The sequence below is a fragment of the Acuticoccus kalidii genome, from assembly GCF_021556395.1.
Classification (GTDB): domain Bacteria; phylum Pseudomonadota; class Alphaproteobacteria; order Rhizobiales; family Amorphaceae; genus Acuticoccus; species Acuticoccus kalidii.
The window spans coordinates 87,990-107,244 of the sequence record NZ_JAKGCS010000036.1 but is presented as its reverse complement, the minus strand read 5'-3'; the positions used below and the strand labels follow the sequence as shown (position 1 = coordinate 107,244).

The window sequence follows — 19,255 nt, the reverse complement described above, 5'->3', positions numbered from 1 at the left end:
CTGCACGCCGACGTGACGAGGGCGGCACCTTCTCTACAGGGTGCGGTTTGATAGAGTCTGACCAAAGTTAGGATCGAAAGACATGGACGTGGCGCCCACCCCGCTGCCGGACGATTTGGCCCAACTCGAGGCGGCCATCACCGCCGAGATCGAGACCGCGGCCGACGAGGCGGCGCTCGAAACCGTGCGCGTCGCCGCGCTCGGCAAGAAGGGCACCGTCGCCGAGCGGATGAAGACGCTCGGCAAGATGAGCCCCGACGAGCGGCGCACCATGGGTCCGGCGCTGAACGGCCTCAAGGCCCGCATCACCGACGAGATCGCCGCCCGCCGCGAGACGCTCGTCGCCGAAGCCCTCACCCGCCAGCTCGCCAGCGAGAGCGTCGACGTCACGCTCGACCCGCAGGCGGCCGACATCGTCGCCGGCCGGATCCACCCGATCAGCCAGGTGATGGACGAGCTCGTCGCGATTTTCGCCGATCTCGGCTTCTCGATCGCCGAAGGGCCCGATATCGAGACCGACGATCTCAACTTCACCAAGCTGAACTTCCCCGAGGGACACCCCGCGCGGGACATGCACGACACCTTCTTCCTGCCCGAGCGGGCGGACGGAACGCGTCGACTCCTGCGCACCCACACTTCGCCGGTGCAGATCCGCACGATGCTGCAGCAGAAGCCGCCGATCCGCATCATCGCGCCCGGCCGCACCTATCGCTGCGATTCCGATCAGACGCACACGCCGATGTTCCACCAGGTCGAAGGCCTCGTCATCGACGAGACGGCCCATATCGGCCACCTGAAGTGGGTGCTGACGGAATTCTGCAAGGCCTTCTTCGAGGTGGAGGACGCGGCGATGCGCTTCCGCCCCTCCTACTTCCCGTTCACCGAACCGTCTTACGAGGTCGACATCCGCTGCAAGCGATCCGCCGACGGGATCGAGCTCGGCACCGGCGACGATTGGCTGGAGATCCTCGGCTCCGGGATGGTTCATCCGAACGTTCTGCGCAATTGCGGGATCGACCCGGACAAATACCAGGGCTTCGCCTGGGGCATGGGCATCGATCGTATCGCAATGTTGAAGTACGGAATGCCGGATCTTCGGGCATTCTTCGAAGCGGACGTGCGCTGGCTCAAGCATTACGGCTTCCAGCCGCTCGACCGTCCATCCCTCGGAGGAGGTCTCTCTAGGTGATCAAACGCGTTCTCGCGCTTTCAATCGTCTTCGCGCTCGCGAGCTGCATCGCAACACCGCCGACGGATGTCAGCGTGCGAACCTATAAGGTCACCGGCACGTCGCTTTCCTCGCTGGAACGCTCTTTGTCGGTTCACGGCCCCGCGGTGCCCGGTCTTCATGGCCGGGCGTTCGCGGCGGTCGAGACCACCTTCCTGCACAATTTCGAGCCGGAGCAGATCGGCAGTCGCTGCCGCTATACGCGAAAGGGCCGGGTCGGCCTGCGCTCGGAAGTGATCCTGCCCGAATGGCGCCAACGCGAGACCGCCTCGCCGGACCTCCAGGCCAAGTGGGACATCATCAGCCAGTACGCGCTGATCCACGAGGCCGGGCACATCAAGATCAGCCAGAAATACGCCCGCCAGCTCGAAGCGGCCTACAAGCAGGCCTCCGCACCGACCTGCGAGGCGCTCGAAGCGAAGATGGAACAGCTGATCGCGCCGATCGCCGCCGCGCACGTCGAGGAGCAGACCCGCTTCGACGAGACGGACGCGCCCCGCTTCCGTCGCTATCTGCGCCAATACGGCTACTCGATCGGGACGTAAGGGCGGCCTCGCCCTCGGCGAGGGTCGCGGCCGGTCCCGCCCGCTCACTCATCCGCGGCGGCACGCGCCTCTCGCAAAACCCGCCTATGGCACACACTTGCGCATTGCGAACCGTTCTGTTTCTTGCAGGTCGACCGGATCGCCCGCGCCCCGAATGTTGGAAGTCTAAAGTCTCGTCATGAAGTTCACACTGTCCTGGCTGAAGGACCATCTCGCGACCGAGGCGTCGATCGACGAGATCACCGAACGTCTCACCGCCATCGGCCTCGAGGTCGAGGGGATCGAGGATCCCGCGGCCGCGCTCGCCCCCTTCCGCATCGCGCGCGTCACCTCGGCGATCCAGCATCCGAACGCCGACCGTCTGCGCGTCCTGACGGTCGATCCCGGCGACGGCACCGCGCTGCAGGTCGTCTGCGGTGCGCCCAACGCGCGCGAGGGGCTCGTCGGCGTCTTCGCCGCGCCCGGCACGCACATTCCGGGCACCGGCGTCGACCTGTCGGTCGGCTCGATCCGCGGCGTCGAGAGCCACGGCATGATGCTCTCCGAGCGCGAGATGGGTCTGTCCGAGGATCATGACGGCATCGTCGACCTTCCGCAGGATGCGCCGGTCGGCACGCCCTATGTCGAGTGGGCGCGGATCGACGATCCGGTGATCGAAATCGGCCTCACCCCCAACCGGGCGGACTGTCTCGGCGTCCGCGGCATCGCGCGCGATCTCGCCGCCGCCGGGCTCGGCACGCTGAAGCCGCTCGCCGACCCCGCCGTCCCCCATTCGGACGACGTCGCGACCCCCACCGTCACGCTCGACGTGCCGGACGACGCGCTCTGCCCCGCCTTCGCGCTCTGCCTCATCGAGGGAGTCGAGAACGGCCCGTCGCCGGATTGGCTGAAAAAGCGCCTGAAGGCGATCGGCCTGCGCCCGATCAACCGCCTCGTCGACGTCACCAATTATCTCACCTACGACCTCGACCGCCCGCTCCACGTGTTCGACGCCGACAGCGTGACCGGCAGCCTCACCGTCCGCATGGCGAAGGATGGCGAGACGATCGAGGCGCTCGATGGGCGGACCTATACGCTCGACCCGTCGGTCGTGGTCATCGGCGATGACAAGGGCGTCGAGTCGCTCGCCGGCGTGATGGGCGGCGAAGCCTCCGGCTCGACCGACGCGACCACCCGCGTTCTCGTCGAGTCCGCCCTCTGGGATCCTTACAATATCGCCCGCACGGGGCGCGCGCTCGGCCTCAATTCCGACGCCCGCCATCGCTTCGAGCGCGGCATCGATCCGGCCTTCACCGTGCCCGGCCTCGAAGCCGCGGTGCGCATGATCCTCGATCTGTGCGGTGGAACGGCCGGCCCGATCACCCTCGCCGGCGCCGTCCCGGACGGCACGCGGACGATCGCCTTCCCCCCGTCCGAGATCAAGCGCCTCTCCGGTCTCGATGTCGCCGAAGACACGGCCGAAGCGGTGCTCGTCAAGCTCGGCTTCACCGTCGACCGGAGCACGTCGCCCTGGTCGGTGACGACGCCGACATGGCGCGCCGACGTCGAAGGCAAGGCCGATCTCGTCGAGGAGGTCGTGCGCATCGTGGGGATCGACGATGTCGCGCCGACGCCGATGGACCGGCCCGGCGCCGTCGCCCCGCGCGTCCTGACGACACTTCAGAACCGAGTCTCCACCACCCGCCGGGCGCTCGCCGCGCGCGGGATGGTCGAGGCCGTCACCTGGTCGTTCGTGAGCCATGAGGACGCGACGGCCTTCGGCGGCGGGTCCGCCGCGATCGCCCTCGCGAACCCGATCGCGGAGGCGCTGTCCGACATGCGGCCGAGCCTGCTGCCCGGCCTCGTCCGCGCCGTGACCCGCAACGTCAATCGCGGCCATCCCGACGTCGCTTTGTTCGAGGTCGGCCAGGTCTTCGCCGGCGACGAGCCGGACGATCAGACGACGTCCGCCTCGGGCGTTCGCCAGGGCAAGAACCGCCCGAACGCGGTCGGCCGTCATTGGTCCCACCCCGGCGCCGCCGCCGACGTGTTCGACGCGAAGGCCGATCTCCTCGCCGCCCTCACCGCGATCGGCGGTCCGGCCGACAAGGCGGAGGTCACTCGCGACGCGCCCGGCCACTACCATCCCGGCCGATCGGGCACGCTGCGCCTCGGCCCCAAGATTCTCGGCCATTTCGGCGAGCTGCACCCCGCATTGCTGACGGCGATGGACGCGCCCGAGCGCCTCGTCGCGTTCGAGCTCACCCTCGAGACCGTCCCGGAGCCGCGCCGCAAGGCGACGAAGAAGCCCGCCTTCTCCGCCTCCGACCTGATGCCGGTCCGGCGCGACTTCGCCTTCCTCGTCGCCGACGAGACGGACGCTCGCGCCATCACCCGCGCCGCCAAGGGCGCCCGCAAGGATCTCATCACCGACGTGACGGTGTTCGACGTCTATCGCGGGCAAGGCGTGCCGGAGGGGCAAAAGTCCGTCGCGGTCGAGGTGACATTGCAACCCGCCGAACGCACGCTGACGGACGAGGATATCGACGCGGTGTCCTCGGCGGTCGTCGCCGCGGTGACGAAGGCGACCGGCGCGACACTGCGCGGCTGAGGCGCGGCGGCTGAAATTGGCGCGCGGCGTCGGAGGTCTCGGCCTCCCGCGCCGGCTCCGGCCGAGCCCGTCAGGTCATCTGCACGGTATCGAAAACCCGGCCGAAATCGCGCCGGGCCAGCGCCTCGGCAAGGACGAATAGGTAGATATTTCCGTCCCCATCGCTCTCGCGGAGCAGCGAGCGCGTGTCGGTATAGGCCTCCCCTCCATAGGAGAAGAGGTGAAAGAGCGGGGTTCTCCCATAGGCGGAGACTCCCGGAACGCCGTAGGTGGCGGCCGCATCGTCCTCGGCGTTCCGCCCCTGAATATTTTGCGGCCAACCGCCGAGCTGATCGCCGAACCACTCCGACAGCATCGGATCGGCCTGATCCCATGTCAGTTCATGGGTCGGCTCGATCACCCAGCCAGCGAGCCGCGGATCCGAAACGCCGCCGATCATGAAATGCTCCGGCACGCTCACGCCGGAGATCGGATGGAGCGCGCCCACAAACGACCGATCGGCGAAGGCCCCCTCCCCGCTCGTCGCATCGGAAAGAGCGGCGAGCGCCTCTGGAAACGGCACGGTTTCGCCGGCCCCGGCGTCCTCGCGATAGAGAAACCGCGTATAGGCGCCGGTGAAATCGAAGGGCTCATTGAAGATCGACAGCATTCCGTGCCGCGGCAGGGCGGGATCGAAGCCGGGCTCGGCGCCGAGCGTCTCGAAATTGAGCTGCCCCACGAAATTGAGCGGCATCGACTTTGAAAGCGCGGCGATCGCGGCATCGGCGCGATCGTTCATGGAGGCGAGCAGCGACGGGTTGTCCCCGAACCACTGCGCATAGCGCAGCTTCACGCGGCGCTGGGCGTCGGCGAGATCGGGCGCCGGCGGGCGGGACGGCCAGACCGACGGATCGGCAAGATCCGGGTCACCGGCGAGGCGCGACGCCGCGAACGGCACCATGCCGGCCGCAACGTGTCGCCGGGCGAAGGCGATCACCGGCCGCGCATGGGCGATGATCCGCCCCGCCTCGATCCGAAGGCCCGCCGCGGCGAGCGAATCGCGAAGCGCGTCATGATCGGCGAAGTTCATTTCGGACGCCCGCCCCCTGCCTGATCCTCGCGGAAGGCCGCCTCAGGCGGCGAGGTCGAGCTGCACCTTCATCGAGCGCGCTTTGTCGCTCGCGAGGTCGAAGGCGGCGACGGCGTCGGCGAGGGGCCGAGTCGCCGTCACCAGCGGGGAGAGGTCGACCCGCCCGCTCGACAGGAGTCGCGCGGCGAGCGCGAACTCGCCATCGAACCGGAAGCTGCCGCGCACCTCGATCTCGCGCGCCACGACGCGGGAGGTCGGCATTTGCGGATCGCCTCCATTGCCGACGACGACCAGCGTTCCGCCCGGCCCGATCATCCCGAACGCCGCTTCGAGCGCCGCCGCCGCCCCCGAGCAGTCGAACGCAACGTCGAACCGGTCGCGCATCGCCTCGAGCGCTTCGACGTCGCGCGCGTCCACCGTCTCGTCGGCGCCGACGGTGCGGGCGATCGCGAGCGGCGGCTCGGCGATGTCGGTCATGGTGATGGCGCGGGCGCCCGCGAGCTTCGCCGCGATCGCGACGAGGCAGCCGATCGGCCCGGCGCCGGAGATCAACACATCGGCGCCGAGAAGCGAGGGCGCGCGGCTCACCGCATGGAGCGCCACCGAGAAGGGCTCGATCATCGCCGCCTGCGACAGGGTGCACGAGACCGGCACGGCCAGCGCCGCCGGCACCACCACCGACTCGCGAAAGAGGCCCTGAACGTGGGGAAAGCGCATTGCGCTGCCGTTGAAGATCACCTCGGGGCAGAGATTGGCCCGCCCGCGCGTGCACTGCCGGCAACGCCGACAGGGGCGCGAGGGGTTCACCGCGACCGGCATCCCGACCTCGAGCCCGGCCACGCCGTCGCCGATGGCCGCGATCTCGCCGGCGACCTCGTGGCCGAGGATCATCGGCTCCTTGATGCGAACGGTGCCGAAACCGCCATGGAGATAATAATGAAGGTCCGAGCCGCAGATGCCGCCGACCTTGAGCCGCACCGCGACCTCGCCGGGGCCGGGCGCGGCGCAAGGGTCGATCTCGCCGATCCGAAGATCCTTGGCGGCGTGGGCGATAATGGCACGCATGGGCGGGTTTCCTCATTGCGCCGGGTGGGCCCGCGGCGCGTCTTTTCTTGTCGCCTCATCGTTAGAACACGTGCTGGCCAATTGGAATCGATCGCGCGGAAAAAGCCGGTCCGCCAGCGCAGCGGACGCGCCGTTCTACCCCGCCTCGCCCTCGGTCCGGGCGTCGACCGCGACCCGTTCGAGTGCCGCGCGCAGCGGCGGGGCGAGCGGGGTCGGCCGCCGGCTCTCCCGATCGACATAGACGTGCACGAAATGCCCCTCGGCGAGCGCGGCCTCCTCCGCGTTGCGGAAGAGCCCGACCTCGTAGCGCACCGACGATGTGCCGATCCGTGCGACGCGAATTCCGGCCGTCACCAGATCCGGGAAAGCGATCGGCGCGAAATAACGGCAGCCGGTCTCCACCACGAGGCCGATCTGCGGCCCGCCGTGTGGGTCGAGCACGCCGGCTTCGATCAAGAAGCCGTTCACCGCCGTGTCGAACAGGGAATAGTGCACGACATTGTTCATGTGCCCGTAGATGTCGTTATCCATCCAGCGGGTCGTGATGGTGCGGAAGGTCTTGTAGTCGCTGCGTGTCGGTCGGTCGGCCATCGTCTCTCGAACGGTTCGCCACGGAGGAGGGGATCGAGGATGGAGGCTGCGGCGTCTTGCCCCTCTCCAGATTGCGTCAACCTCGCCCACCTGGCGAGCGACATGTGACGATTGCTTGCGAGGGCGCGTGGCCATCGCTAGTTACGAAGCGCGTTTTCCGAAATGGCGACCTCGCCGCGGGAAATTCGCGGCCGACTCGCCCCGGCGCAGGGGTCGGTCCGGTCCGTCTGTTTGACGGGTTGGGCGATGCGCCAGAACGTCCTGGGCCTTCTCAGGCCCGGATCAGATGTTCTAACGTTTTTGAATGCAAGCTGTCGTCGCCGGATCCGGTGAGTCCCGCCATCCGGCACAGCTCTAGCGAAATGTCCAAAGGCGCCCCATGGCCTCAATTCTGAATCTGATCCTCGTCATCCTCAATCTGTATCAATGGGTCGTCATCGCGTCGGCGGTCTTCTCGTGGCTTTATGCCTTCAACGTGGTCAATCCGCGCAACCAGTTCGTCGCGATGATCGGCAGCACGCTTTATAAATTGACCGAACCTTTGTTGCGCCCGATCCGCAATGTCCTGCCCGATCTCGGCGGGCTCGACCTGTCGCCGATCGTCCTGCTCCTCGGGATCTATTTCCTGCAGGTTCTGATCGTGAACAATTTCGGCCCGATGCTTGTCTAGAGCGACCGCGCCGCCATCCCGGCGGCGCGTAGCGACGCGGCAGCCGCTCAGCCTTTGGCGTCGAGCAGCATCAGCGCGAAATAGTCCTTCGCGTCCGTCCATGTCTCGACCTCTTCGAGACCCGCGGTGCGCGCGAAGGCGGCAAAGCCGGGGACGGTGAATTTGCGGCTGTCCTCGGTGTGAATCACCTCTCCGTCCGCAAACCCGAAGCTGCGGCCCGCGACGGTGACGCTCTGCCGTTCCAACGAACGCAGGCCCATCACCACCCGCTGCTCCACCTCGTCATAGTGGGCGCTGTAGGCGAAGCGGGAGAGATCGAACGTGCCGTCCAGCTCGCGATTGATCCGCTGCAGCAGATTCTTCGCGAATGCCGCCGTCACGCCCGCCGGGTCGTCATAGGCGTCGAGAAGGACGCGGCGATCCTTCACCAGATCGAAACCGATCAGGACGCGCGAGGCGCCCGTCGATTGGCGCAGGCGCATCAAGAACGTGCGCGCCGCCTCCGGCTGCATGTTGCCGATGGTCGATCCCGGAAAGAACACCACCGCATTGTCGACGTGGGGCATCGTGAACGGGTTGAAGAAGTCCGCCGCGACCGGCGTGACCGCGAGTTGCGGGTAGAGAGCGCCGAGCTCGGAGGCGACGGCCTTCAACTGGTCCGCCGCGATGTCGATCGGGACATAGCCCGCCGCATTGACGCCGAGAGCGTCGAGCAATGGGCGCACCTTGAGCGCCTCCCCGCTCCCCGGCTCCACGATCGTCACCCCTTCGCCGAGCGTGAAGGCGATGTCGTTCGCCGCCTCCGCGATCAGCGCGAGCTCGGTGCGCGTCACATAATAGTGGTCGAGCGTGGTGATCGCCTCGAACAGCTTGGCGCCGACGGTGTCGTAGAGCCAACGCGGCTCGATCGCCTTGGGGCTCGTGCCGAGGCCGGTGAGGACGTCGCGCGCAAACGGGGAGTTCTGAAGCGCGATATCGGGTCCGGGTAGGTCCACTTAGAGATCCTCTGCAAGCCGCAGTCCGGCGAACTGCCAACGGAGATGCGGATGGAAGAAGTTTCGGTAGGTCGGGCGGACATGGTCGCGCGCCGTGCCGAAGGACGCGCCGCGCAGCACATATTGGCTGACCATGAATTTGCCGTTGTACTCGCCGAGCGCGCCGTCGACCGGGCGGAAGCCCGGATAGGGCGCGTAGGACGATTGCGTCCATTGCCAGACCTCGCCGGCCATCTGGCGAAGCCCCGCCGGCGTCTCCGTCGGCCGCGGGCGCAGGAAGCCGCCATCGAGATAATGGCCGTCATCGACGGCGTCGGCGCTCGCGAGCTCCCACTCGAATTCGCTCGGGAGACGCTTGCCCGCCCAGCGGGCGAACGCGTCGGCCTCATAATAGCTGACATGGTGGACCGGCGCCGTCATGTCGACGAGCTGCGGCCCGCGTAGGCTGAAGGTCCACCAGGCGCCGTCTTCGTGACGCCAGTACATTGGCGCCGTCCACCCTTCGCGCTGCACGGCGCCCCAGCCGTCCGAGAGCCACAGCGTCTCGGTCTCATAGCCGCCATCGGCGATGAAGGCGGCCCACTCGCCGGCCGTCACGAGACGGCCCGCGATGCGGAAGGGATGCACCAGCGCATCGTGCCGCGGGCCCTCATTGTCGAACGAGAACCGCTCCTCCGTTCCGATCGGCACGATGCCGCCTTCGAAGGAATGCCAGTCGGCCGCGCCGAGATCGGGGTTCACCACGATCGGCGCCGGCGCGAGATAGGCCGGCTCCAGCGGACTCAGCGAAAAGGCGTGGAGAATGTCGGTGAGGAGCAGCTCCTGATGCTGCATCTCATGATGACAGCCGAGCTCCACGCGCCGCTCGATCTCCGCGCGATGCTCCGCCGGCGGATCGGCGATCAGCGCCGCGACCCGCTCCTCGACCGCCTCGCGATAGGCGAGCACTTCGGCCGCCGAAGGCCGCGTGAGCATCCCCCGCATCGGCCGTGCGTGACGTGTGCCGGCTTGCGCATAATAGGAGTTGAAGCAGTGCGGGAAGCGCTCGTCATAGAGGCGGAAGCCCGCCTCGTAGGGCTTCAGGACGAAGGTCTCGAAGAACCAGGTGGTGTGCGCGAGGTGCCACTTCGCCGGCGAGGCGTCGGGCATCGATTGCACGACCATATCCTCGGGGGAGAGGCGGGAGGCGAGTTCGCCCGTCCGCGCTCTCGTTCGCGCAAACAGCGCCGCAATGCCTTTGGGCGCGCGATCGGCTTTGGTCAGTCTCATGTGCCTCCTCCGGTCGAACCAGTGGGAGGTAGGGCGTCGCGCTCTATTGATCCAGGGCACGCGCCTCGTCGGGGATCATGATCGGGATCCCGTCGCGGATCGGATAGGCGAGCTTCGCCTCGTCGCTGACCAGCTCGTTGTTCGCCGCGTCGAAACGCAGCGTCGATTTCGTCACCGGGCAGACCAGCAGCTCGAGGAGCTTGGGATCCACCTTGCGATCTTCGGCCATGGCCGTCGTCTCCTAATTCAGTATCGGCTTGTCGCTCGCCTGTCGGGCAAGCTCCACTTCGGTGATCGCCACCAGCGTCTCGGCGCGAGAGGCAAGGTTCGGCGCTTCGAGAAGCGCCTGCTTCTCCGCCGGCCCGTAGGGGCTCATCATCGCGAGCGTGTTGACGAGCGCCTCGTTGGAGGCCGAGCGGACGCTCTTCCAATCCGCTTCGAGGTGGTTGGCGTCAAGATAGTTCTGGAAGGCGCGGATCAGCGCATCACGATCGATCGCGCTTTCGTCCGAGCCGAGGGTGAGGTCGGCGGCGAACCGCTCGGCCGAGATCCGGCAGCGGCGATAGGGCAGACCCGTCTGCGCCTCCTCGACGATCTCGAACCGGCAAACCCCGCCGAGCTGAATGAGATACCGTCCGTCCCCGCTCTCCTGCAGCGACACGATGCGGCCGAGCGCGCCGACATCGCACAGATCCGGCATGTCGTCGTCCACGAGGTCCGCCTCGTCGTCGAAGCGCGGCTGCACCATGCCGATCAGACGATCGCCGGCCATCGCATCGTCGATCATCGCGATATAACGCGGCTCGAAGATGTTGAGCGGCAGGTGGGCGCGCGGCAGGAGCAGCGCGCCCGACAGCGGGAAGACGGGCACGGAAGACGGCAAGTCCGTAACGCTGTCATAATTCGCGTTGCCGATACGCATGTCCGTCCCCCGATCGATCAAGCGAAAAGTATCGATGCCATCTTGCGCCGTCCCGCGGCGGTGGCGGGATCGGCCGGCCCCCACGCATCGAAGAAGTTGATCAGCTCCTTCTGCGCGGCGCCTTCGTTCCACTCACGATCGCGGCGCATGATCTCGACGAGCTGATCGACGGCGGCTTTCCGATCCCCTTCCGCGGCGAGCGCGACGGCATAATCGAAACGCGCCTGGAAGTCGTTTGGATCCGCCGCGACCGCGGCTTCGAGCTGCGCCGCTTCGCCGAGCGTCGCGCCCTGTTCGGCGAGACGGATCGCGGCCTCGAGCGCCTGGATCGGCGGCTCTTTCTTCATCGGCTCGGGGAGCGAGCCGAACATTTCCTTCGCGCCTTCGAGATTGCCGGCCTCGATGCTGACCATACCGAGCCCGGCGATCGCCTGGACGTTCTCCTGGTCGCGCTGGAGCACTTCGCCATAGAGCATCATCGCCTGCTCGTGCGCACCGGCGGCGCGCGCCTGATCGGCCTCGGCGAGCAGCTCTGCGACGCCGTCGGTCGCGGGGCCGGCGACACGCTCGATGAAGGTGCGGATCTGCTGCTCCGTCTGGGCGCCCATGAAGCCGTCCATCGGCTGGCCCTGACGGAAGGCGATAACCGCCGGGATCGAGCGGATGCCGAGCTGGCCGGCGATCTCCGGATGATCGTCGATGTTCATCTTCACGAGCCGCACCGATCCGGCGAACGCCTTCACGGTCTTTTCGAGAACGGGCGCGAGTTGCTTGCACGGGCCGCACCAAGGCGCCCAGAAGTCCACGAGGACGACCATGTCGCGCGAAGCCTCGAGGACGTCCCGCGCGAATGTCTGCGTCGTGGTTTCGATCACATCGCCGGACGGGGCGTCCGTCGCCGCGGTGTTCGGGGTGGACGAGATCGCCTCGCCCCCGGGACCCAGAAGGGTGCTCATACGGTCTCTCTGCTCGTCTTCTCGCCCGCGATGCGCCACGGGCTTGTGCCATAGGAATAGGAGTTGCCCAGGGCAAGGCAACCGCCAACGCCGCCAGGCGACGCTTCGTCAGGGCCATCATGGCCCAACCGAAGGCGTCGTGTCTCGCGGCCTTTGTCTAAAGTTGGGAAGTCCCGGTCCACATTGCGAGACCGGGCATCACTCGGTCGCGGGCGGTTCCGGCAATTCCATCACCTGCGGCGAATGGCCGACATGGTCGAGGAAGGCGAAAAACGCCTCGCGCGGGAGGGTGACGGTCGCCGTGTTGCGAAGCGGGTGGACGTTGATCAGCGCCGCGGCGTCGAGCGCCGTGTCGACGATGAAGGTGACGGCCCTCTCGTCGTCATTGATGAGGGCGAGCGGCGTCACCGACCCCGGCGTCACGCCGAGATGGCGGCCCATCAATTCGGCCGAGGCGAAGCTCAGCCGCCCCTTCGCGCCGATCACCGCATGGAGCCGCTTGAGGTCCACCGGCTTCGCCTCGGGCGCGGTGACGAGGAAGAGGCTGCCCTTCTTGTCCTTCAAGAAGAGGTTCTTGGTGTGGAGGCCGTCGATCGTGCCACGCAGATCCTTGGCCTGCTCCACCGTATAGGCGGCCTCGTGCTCGATCGTCTCGACGTCGATGCCGAGCACCGCGAAGGCTTCGTCGAGACGCTCGAAGCCGCGCGGTGCGGGCGGGGCGGTCTCGCCGCCCGCGCCGGTGTCGGTTTCGACGCTCACCCGGCCTTGGCCACCGCGCGCGCCGCGAGCACCGGGACGAGGTGCGCGCGATATTCGGCCGAGCCGTGAATGTCGGCCAGCATCGTCGCCGGGTCGATCGCGATGGAGCGCACCGCGTCGGGCGACCAGTTGGCCTTCAGCGCCTCTTCCATCTCGGTGACGCGGAAGACGCCGTCATTGCCCGAACCCGTCACGGTGACGCGCGGACCATCGTCGAGCAGGGCCACGAACACCGAGCACAGCGAATAGCGCGAGGCCGGGTTGCGGAACTTCTCGTAAGCCGCCTTTTTCGGGATCGTATAGGCGATCTTGGTGATGATCTCGTCCTCTTCGAGCGCGGTCTCGAAGATGCCGGTGAAATAGTCCGCCGCCGCGTGCTCGCCCCGCGTCGTCATGATCGTGGCGTCTAGCGCGAGGGCCGCGGCCGGATAGTCGGCCGCCGGGTCGTTGTTGGCGAGTACGCCGCCCATCGTGCCCATATTGCGCACCGCCGGATCGCCGATCGTGCCGGCGAGTTCGGCAAGCGCCGGGATCGCGCTCGCGATCTCCTTCGACGCGGCGACCTGCGAGTGCGTCGTCGCGGCGCCGATCACGACTTTGCCGCCCTCGACGCTGATCCCCTGAAGCTCGGGGATCTTCGTCACGTCGATGATGTCGGTCGGGGCGGCGAGGCGCTGCTTCATCGTCGCGAGCAGCGTCTGCCCACCGCCCAGAAACTTGCCGTCCTCGGACGATTTCAGCTTGGCGACCGCGTCCTCGAGGCTCGTCGCCTTGGCATAGTTCGTTGCGTACATGTCCCGTCTCGCTCCTGTCCGGCGTCCCGCCAGCCGCCTTGCGGCGAAAATGTCCGCCCGCGCGCCATCGCTGCGGGCCGTTTCGTGAAAGGGGCGGCGCGTCGGGCCGCCCCTCGATCTCTATTCCGCGGCGATCGGCGCGCGCATCGCCTGCACGGCCCGCCACACTTTCTCGGGCGTCGCCGGCATCGTCATCGCCTCGGTCCGCAGAGCGTCCGTCACCGCGTTGATCACCGCGGCCGGCGCACCGATCGCGCCCGCCTCGCCGCAGCCCTTCACCCCGAGCGGGTTGTTGGGGTTCGGCGTCTCGACATGGTCGAGCGAGAAGGACGGCAGGTCGTCGGCGCGCGGCAGACAATAGTCCATGTAGGAGCCCGTCAGGAGCTGGCCGGCATCGTCATAATAGGCGCCTTCATAGAGCGCCTGACCGATCCCCTGCGCAAGCCCGCCATGGACCTGCCCCTCGACGACATTGGGGTTCACGATCACCCCGAAATCGTCGACCGCCACGAACCGCACGACGCGGGTGATGCCCGTGTCCGGGTCGATCTCCACCTCGCAGACGAAGCAGCCCGCCGGGAAGGTGAAGTTGGCCGGATCGTAAAACGCCTTTTCCGTGAGGCCCGGCTCGATGCCGTCCGGCAGATTGTGCGCGGTGTAGGCCGCGAGCGTCATCTCGTGCCAGCCGAGCTTCCTGTCGGTGCCGGCGACCTTCAGCTCTCCGTTCTCGATCACGATGTCGGACGGGTCGGCCTCCATGAGGTGGCCGGCGATCACCTTCGCCTTGGCCTCCACCTTGTCGAGCGCACGGGCGATCGCGCCCATCCCGACCGGACCGGAGCGCGAGCCGTAGGAGCCCATGCCGAACTGGATCTTGTCGGTGTCGCCGTGCACGATCGCGACATTGCCGACCGGCACGCCGAGGCGATCAGCGACGACCTGGGCGAACGTCGTCTCGTGCCCTTGCCCGTGGCTGTGGGAGCCAGTGAGGATCTCGATCGTGCCGACCGGGTTCACCCGGACTTCGGCCGATTCCCACTGGCCGACTCCGCCGCCGAGCTGGCCGACCGCCTTCGACGGCGCGAGCCCGCACGCTTCGATATAGCAGGAGAAGCCCATGCCGCGGAGCTTGCCGCGCCGTTCGGCTTCGGCCCGGCGTGCCGGGAAACCGGCATGATCGGCGTGGGCGAGGCCCTTTTCGACGAGGGCGTCGAAGTCCGTCGGGTCGTAGGCCATCAGGACGGGCGTCTGATAGGGGAACTCGCGGATGAAGTTCTTCCGGCGCAGCTCGATCGGATCGACGCCGAGCTTGCGCGCCGCCGCCTCGACGATGCGCTCCACCACGAAGGTCGCCTCCGGCCGCCCGGCGCCGCGATAGGCGTCCACCGGCGTCGTGTGCGAATAGACGAGCTTCACATTGCAGTAGATGTTCGGCGTCGTGTACTGGCCGGACAGCAGCGTCGCATAGAGATAGGTCGGCGTCGCGGACGAAAAGAGGCTCATATAGGCGCCGATATTGGCGATCGTCTCGACCTTGAGCCCGGTGAATTTGAGATCGGCGTCGAGGGCGAGCTTCGCCTTCGTCTTATGGTCGCGGCCGTGCGCATCGGTCAGGAAGCTTTCGGACCGATCGGCCACCCATTTCACCGGCCGCTCCAGCACGCGGGCGGCAAAGAGGCAGGTGATCTCCTCGGGATAGATGTAGATCTTCGAGCCGAAGCCCCCGCCGACATCCGGCGCGATGACCCGCAATTTGTGCTCGGGCGCGACATTGTAGAAGGCCGACAGGCAGAGCCGCGCGACGTGCGGGTTCTGGCTCGTCGTGTTGAGCGTATAATGCTCCTCGGCCACGTTGTAGGAGGCGATCGCCGCGCGCGGCTCGATCGCGTTGGGCACGAGGCGGTTCTGCTCGAGATCGAGCTCCACGACGTGCGCCGCCTTGGCGAAGGCGTCGTCCGTCGCCGCCTCGTCGCCGAGCTGCCAGTCGCAGATGAGATTGCCGGGTGCCTCCGGGTGCACCTCGACGGCGCCCGGATCGAGCGCATGATGGAAATTGGTGAGCGCCGGCAGCTCCTCATAGTCGACGGTCACCGCTTCGGCGGCGTCGACCGCGGCGGCCCGCGTCTCGGCCACCACGAAGGCGACCGGCTGGCCGACATGGCGCACGATCTCGGGATCCATGACCTTCCAGGGCGCCGCCTTCATGGCGCTGCCGTCCTTGGAATAGATCATCCAACCGCAGATGATGTTGCCGATCGCGCCGTCGATGAGGTCCTGCCCCGTCACGATGCCCACGAAACCGGGCACGTTCTTCGCCTCGCTCGCGTCGATCGAGCGGATCCGCGCGTGCGCGTGCGGTGAGCGGACGAAGACGCCGTGCGTCATGTCGCGCTCGGAAATGTCGTCGGTATAGCGGCCTTTGCCGGTGATGAAGCGCTGGTCTTCCTTGCGGAGGACGCGCGCGCCGATACCCTCTCCCATCTTACCCCCCAGACAATTGAGCTGTGATCGCTCGCGTTATGTCGCCTTGTCTTTCACCGCCGCGCCGCATCGGCCGACGGTCGCTCGGCGGGCGGGAGCACGTCCCGCCCAGCCGTGTCGCGTGCGGAGCGGGACCGCTCCGCCGGGAGGCCTATTCGGCGGCCATCGAAGGCGTGCCGACCGCCATGTCGTCGGCGGCGGCTTTGATCGCCTTCACGATGTTATGGTAGCCGGTGCAGCGGCAGATATTGCCTTCGAGCTCCTTGCGGATCGTCTCCTCGTCGAGGCTCGAATGGCGCTGCACGATGTCGATCCCCATCATGATCATGCCGGGTGTGCAGAAGCCGCATTGCAGCCCGTGATGCGTCCGAAACGCCTCCTGCATCGGGTGCAGCGACGCACCATCCGCGAGACCTTCGATCGTCACCACCTCGGATCCGTCGACCTGCGCCGCCAGGACCGTGCACGACTTCACCGCGTGTCCGTCGATGTGGACGGTGCACGCCCCGCATTGCGACGTGTCGCAGCCGACGTGAGTTCCGGTGAGCCCCAGATGCTCACGAAGGAGCGTCACGAGCAGCGTACGGTCCTCGACATCGCGCGTCACCGCACGCCCGTTTACCGTGAGCTTGACCTCACTCATCCCCCTGTCTCCCTTCTCCGTCCCCGCGTTCGCCGCAGTTGCCTGAATGCACCTGGAGTTATTCCAGTTATTGCAACGCTATCAGAACCAAGATCACTGCGGCAAACGCCAAAATTCCCCAGAACCACGGACCACCCCAGGCACGCTTCGTCGCCTCGGCTTCGATTGCCTTTTCAATGGTGTCTTCCATGTGCGGGGAATCGATCGCCGTCTCTTCGCCGGCGAGCTCGAGCTCATAAGCGCCCTCCTCGACGAGCGACGGCTCGATACGGCCGGCGACCTCCGCATCGTCCGCGGCAGGTGCCACGGGCGCGGCCGTCGTCGCCGCTCCCGACGCCTCGGCAGGCGCCGCGGTCGGTGTTCCGCCGCCGAGCTTCTCCGACAGGGTGGCGAAGAAATCGGCCGCATATTTTTTCGCCGTGGTGTCGACGAGGCGCGACCCGAGCTGCGCGAGCTTGCCGCCGATCTTTGCGTTGGCATTGTAGGTCAGGATCGTGTCGTCGCCATCCTCGGTGAGGATCACTTCGGCCGACCCCTTCGCAAAGCCCGCGACGCCGCCTTTACCCTCGCCGGTCAGCGTGTAGCGCTCGGGCGCCACCGGATCGACGATATCGACATTCGCCTCGAACGTCGCCTTGACGGGACCGACCTTCGCCTGGACGGTGGCCTCCATCTGGTGATCATTCAGCTTTTCGAGCCGCTGGCAGCCCTTGATGCAATCTTTCAGGATCTCGGGATCGTGCAGCGCCTCCCACACCACGCTCCGCGGCGCGGGGATTCGATGTTCGCCGCTTAGCTCCATGGTTAGGCCTCCAACGGGGCTGTCCTCGCCTTTCGCCTCGAATGCGGCGATACACCCACGCAACGGCCCCTGCGCTGCGCGGCTTCCTGATATCAAAGGCACAATTAAACAAAATCAACGAGCGATCGATTGAACGCAATGGAAAGGATCGGCGTGACGAGCGGCGGACGGAATGAAGCGCTGACGGTTCTGGTCTCCGAGCCGGAGGGCTATCGCCTTCTCGATTCGGGCAACGGCCAGAAGCTCGAGCAATACGGAGATGTCCGCCTCGTTCGCCCAGAACCGCAGGCGATGTGGCGTCCGCGCGATCCCGCCGCATGGGACGTGGCCGATGCCCGCTTCGAGGGCAGCGACGATGATGACGGCCCCGGCCGCTGGTCGGCGAAGGTGCCCGACTGGACGGTGGATTGCGGCCCGGCCCGGATGATCTGCCGCATCGGCAACAACCGCCATGTCGGACTTTTCCCCGAGCAACAGCCCCATTGGGACGCGGCGAGCGCCATGGTGGCGGCCGCGGCGCGCGACGGGCGCGAGCCGCGCATCCTCAACCTCTTCGGCTATACCGGCGCCGCCTCGCTGATCCTCGCCGCCGCGGGCGCGGAGGTCACGCACGTCGACGCCTCGAAGAAGGCGATCGCCTGGGCGCGCGAGAATCAGGCGGCCTCCCGCCTCGACGACAAGCCGATCCGGTGGATCTGCGACGACGCCTCCAAATTCGTCGCGCGTGAGGTTCGCCGCGAAAGGCGCTATGACGGCATCCTTCTCGATCCGCCGAAATTCGGGCGCGGGCCGAAGAACGAGGTCTGGAACCTCTTCGACGACCTGCCCCCGCTGCTCGCGGACGTCCGCCAAATCGTCGCCGAGGATGCCCTGTTCGTGATTCTCACTGCCTATGCGATCCGCGCCTCGGCGCTCGCCGTCGGCCGCCTCATGGAAGAAGCGATGGAGGGGCGCGGCGGCACCGTCACCGCCGGCGAGCTCGCTTTGTCCGAAGCGAGCGGCGGCCTCCTCCCCACCTCGATGTTCGCGACGTGGCGGCCATGATCGCGCGCACCGGCTCCGTCAAGCACGTCACGAGCACGGCGAACCCGATCATCAAGGCCGTGCGCGCGCTCCATCAGCGCAAGTCACGCGCGGAGAGCGGCCTCTTCCTCGCCGAAGGGCACAAGCTCGTCCTCGACGCGCTGGCCGTCGGTTGGCAGCCCGAGATGATCATCACCCTCGAACCGGAGGGCGACACGCCCGTCGCCAAGCTCGCCGCCCGGGTGCGCGCGTCGGGCGGCGACGTCGTCTTCACGACGCCTTCGGTGATGGAAAAGCTCGCCCGCCGCGACAATCCACAGACCGTGATGGGCGTCTTCGAGCAGCGTCTCGCCCCGCTCGATGCGATGCGGGGAGGCACCATCCTCGCCCTCGAGGCGCCGCGCGATCCGGGCAATGTCGGCACGATCATCCGCACCGCCGACGCGGCCGGCGCCGCCGGTGTCATCCTCGTCGGCGCCTCGGCCGATCCATTCGGCGTCGAGGCGGTCCGCGCGACGATGGGCTCAATTTTCCACATGCCCCTCGCCCGCGCCGACGATGCCGCCTTCGCGCAATTCCTGAAACGCTGGCCGGGCAAGGTCTACGGCACCCACCTCGACGGCGCGGTCGATATCCGCACGATCGAGGCGAGCGAACCGCAGCTTCTCGTGATGGGCACCGAACAGTCCGGCCTCACCGACGAGATGGCCGCCCGCTGCGACGCCCTCCTCAAGATCCCGATGGCCGGACAGGCCGACAGCTTCAATCTCGCCATCGCGACGGCGATCGCGCTTTACGAGATTCGCCGGCCATTTCTCTGATCCGGTCGGCCGGTGCGCTTGCGCCGCGCAGC

The 19,255-nt window shown here is 67.3% G+C and carries 19 protein-coding genes; 6 read left to right on the top strand and 13 right to left on the bottom strand.

Annotation, left to right across the window (positions count from 1 at the left end; translation table 11 throughout):
* Positions 1-82 precede the first annotated feature (82 nt).
* The 3 genes from pheS to pheT all read left to right on the top strand — a co-directional run bounded on the left by pheS (position 83) and on the right by pheT (position 4,363).
* Positions 83-1,189, top strand: coding sequence for a phenylalanine--tRNA ligase subunit alpha (gene pheS / locus L1787_RS21475; protein WP_235711161.1), 1,107 nt, complete (start codon positions 83-85; stop codon positions 1,187-1,189).
* Entirely contained in the window at positions 1,186-1,773 is a 588-nt protein-coding gene (locus L1787_RS21470; RefSeq protein ID WP_235711160.1) for a DUF922 domain-containing protein, read from the top strand. The genes pheS and L1787_RS21470 overlap by 4 nt, the downstream gene beginning before the upstream one ends.
* A gap of 178 nt (positions 1,774-1,951) precedes the next feature.
* A complete protein-coding gene (gene pheT / locus L1787_RS21465; protein ID WP_235711159.1) occupies positions 1,952-4,363 on the top strand; it encodes a phenylalanine--tRNA ligase subunit beta in 2,412 nt (803 codons plus the stop codon).
* Between the two features lie 70 nt (positions 4,364-4,433).
* Here pheT and L1787_RS21460 read toward each other — a convergent pair whose 3' ends face one another.
* The 3 genes from L1787_RS21460 to L1787_RS21450 all read right to left on the bottom strand — a co-directional run bounded on the left by L1787_RS21460 (position 4,434) and on the right by L1787_RS21450 (position 7,088).
* Positions 4,434-5,432: a DUF1963 domain-containing protein gene (locus L1787_RS21460; RefSeq protein WP_235711158.1), complete on the bottom strand. Its 999-nt coding sequence runs from the start codon at positions 5,430-5,432 to the stop codon at positions 4,434-4,436.
* A gap of 42 nt (positions 5,433-5,474) precedes the next feature.
* Positions 5,475-6,497, bottom strand: a complete 1,023-nt coding sequence (locus tag L1787_RS21455) for an L-idonate 5-dehydrogenase (protein WP_235711157.1) — start codon at positions 6,495-6,497, stop codon at positions 5,475-5,477.
* Between the two features lie 135 nt (positions 6,498-6,632).
* Positions 6,633-7,088, bottom strand: a complete 456-nt coding sequence (locus tag L1787_RS21450; RefSeq protein ID WP_235711156.1) for an acyl-CoA thioesterase — start codon at positions 7,086-7,088, stop codon at positions 6,633-6,635.
* Positions 7,089-7,467: 379 nt separating this feature from the next.
* Here L1787_RS21450 and L1787_RS21445 point away from each other — a divergent pair, with 379 nt between their 5' ends.
* Positions 7,468-7,758: a YggT family protein gene (locus tag L1787_RS21445; RefSeq protein WP_235711155.1), complete on the top strand. Its 291-nt coding sequence runs from the start codon at positions 7,468-7,470 to the stop codon at positions 7,756-7,758.
* Positions 7,759-7,805: 47 nt separating this feature from the next.
* Here the strand turns inward: L1787_RS21445 and egtD are convergent, their stop codons facing one another.
* The 10 genes from egtD to L1787_RS21395 form a co-directional block, all read right to left on the bottom strand.
* Positions 7,806-8,753, bottom strand: a complete 948-nt coding sequence (gene egtD, locus L1787_RS21440) for an L-histidine N(alpha)-methyltransferase (RefSeq protein WP_235711154.1) — start codon at positions 8,751-8,753, stop codon at positions 7,806-7,808.
* Positions 8,754-10,022, bottom strand: coding sequence for an ergothioneine biosynthesis protein EgtB (gene egtB / locus L1787_RS21435; protein WP_235711153.1), 1,269 nt, complete (start codon positions 10,020-10,022; stop codon positions 8,754-8,756).
* A gap of 43 nt (positions 10,023-10,065) precedes the next feature.
* Positions 10,066-10,251 (bottom strand): Trm112 family protein, encoded by a 186-nt coding sequence (locus tag L1787_RS21430; RefSeq protein WP_235711152.1) that lies wholly within the window; start codon positions 10,249-10,251, stop codon positions 10,066-10,068.
* Between the two features lie 12 nt (positions 10,252-10,263).
* Entirely contained in the window at positions 10,264-10,944 is a 681-nt protein-coding gene (locus L1787_RS21425; protein ID WP_235711151.1) for an LON peptidase substrate-binding domain-containing protein, read from the bottom strand.
* Between the two features lie 17 nt (positions 10,945-10,961).
* Positions 10,962-11,900: a thioredoxin gene (trxA, locus tag L1787_RS21420; protein WP_235711150.1), complete on the bottom strand. Its 939-nt coding sequence runs from the start codon at positions 11,898-11,900 to the stop codon at positions 10,962-10,964.
* A gap of 198 nt (positions 11,901-12,098) precedes the next feature.
* Positions 12,099-12,659, bottom strand: a complete 561-nt coding sequence (locus tag L1787_RS21415) for a prolyl-tRNA synthetase associated domain-containing protein (RefSeq protein WP_235711149.1) — start codon at positions 12,657-12,659, stop codon at positions 12,099-12,101.
* Positions 12,656-13,453 (bottom strand): FAD binding domain-containing protein, encoded by a 798-nt coding sequence (locus L1787_RS21410; RefSeq protein ID WP_235711148.1) that lies wholly within the window; start codon positions 13,451-13,453, stop codon positions 12,656-12,658. Before L1787_RS21410 ends, L1787_RS21415 begins: the two co-directional genes overlap by 4 nt.
* A 120-nt stretch (positions 13,454-13,573) precedes the next feature.
* Positions 13,574-15,934, bottom strand: a complete 2,361-nt coding sequence (locus L1787_RS21405) for a xanthine dehydrogenase family protein molybdopterin-binding subunit (RefSeq protein ID WP_235711147.1) — start codon at positions 15,932-15,934, stop codon at positions 13,574-13,576.
* A gap of 151 nt (positions 15,935-16,085) precedes the next feature.
* Positions 16,086-16,577 (bottom strand): (2Fe-2S)-binding protein, encoded by a 492-nt coding sequence (locus tag L1787_RS21400; protein ID WP_235711146.1) that lies wholly within the window; start codon positions 16,575-16,577, stop codon positions 16,086-16,088.
* A gap of 67 nt (positions 16,578-16,644) precedes the next feature.
* The gene (locus L1787_RS21395) at positions 16,645-17,379 is read right to left on the bottom strand and encodes an SRPBCC family protein (RefSeq protein ID WP_235711145.1); all 735 of its coding nucleotides are present in this window, start codon (positions 17,377-17,379) and stop codon (positions 16,645-16,647) included.
* Between the two features lie 138 nt (positions 17,380-17,517).
* On the opposite strand from L1787_RS21395, the gene L1787_RS21390 reads away from it, so the two are divergent.
* Both L1787_RS21390 and L1787_RS21385 read left to right on the top strand, forming a co-directional pair.
* Entirely contained in the window at positions 17,518-18,423 is a 906-nt protein-coding gene (locus tag L1787_RS21390) for an RsmD family RNA methyltransferase (protein ID WP_235711144.1), read from the top strand.
* A complete protein-coding gene (locus L1787_RS21385; protein WP_235711143.1) occupies positions 18,420-19,223 on the top strand; it encodes a TrmH family RNA methyltransferase in 804 nt (267 codons plus the stop codon). The genes L1787_RS21390 and L1787_RS21385 overlap by 4 nt, the downstream gene beginning before the upstream one ends.
* The last annotated feature ends 32 nt before the right edge of the window (positions 19,224-19,255 follow it).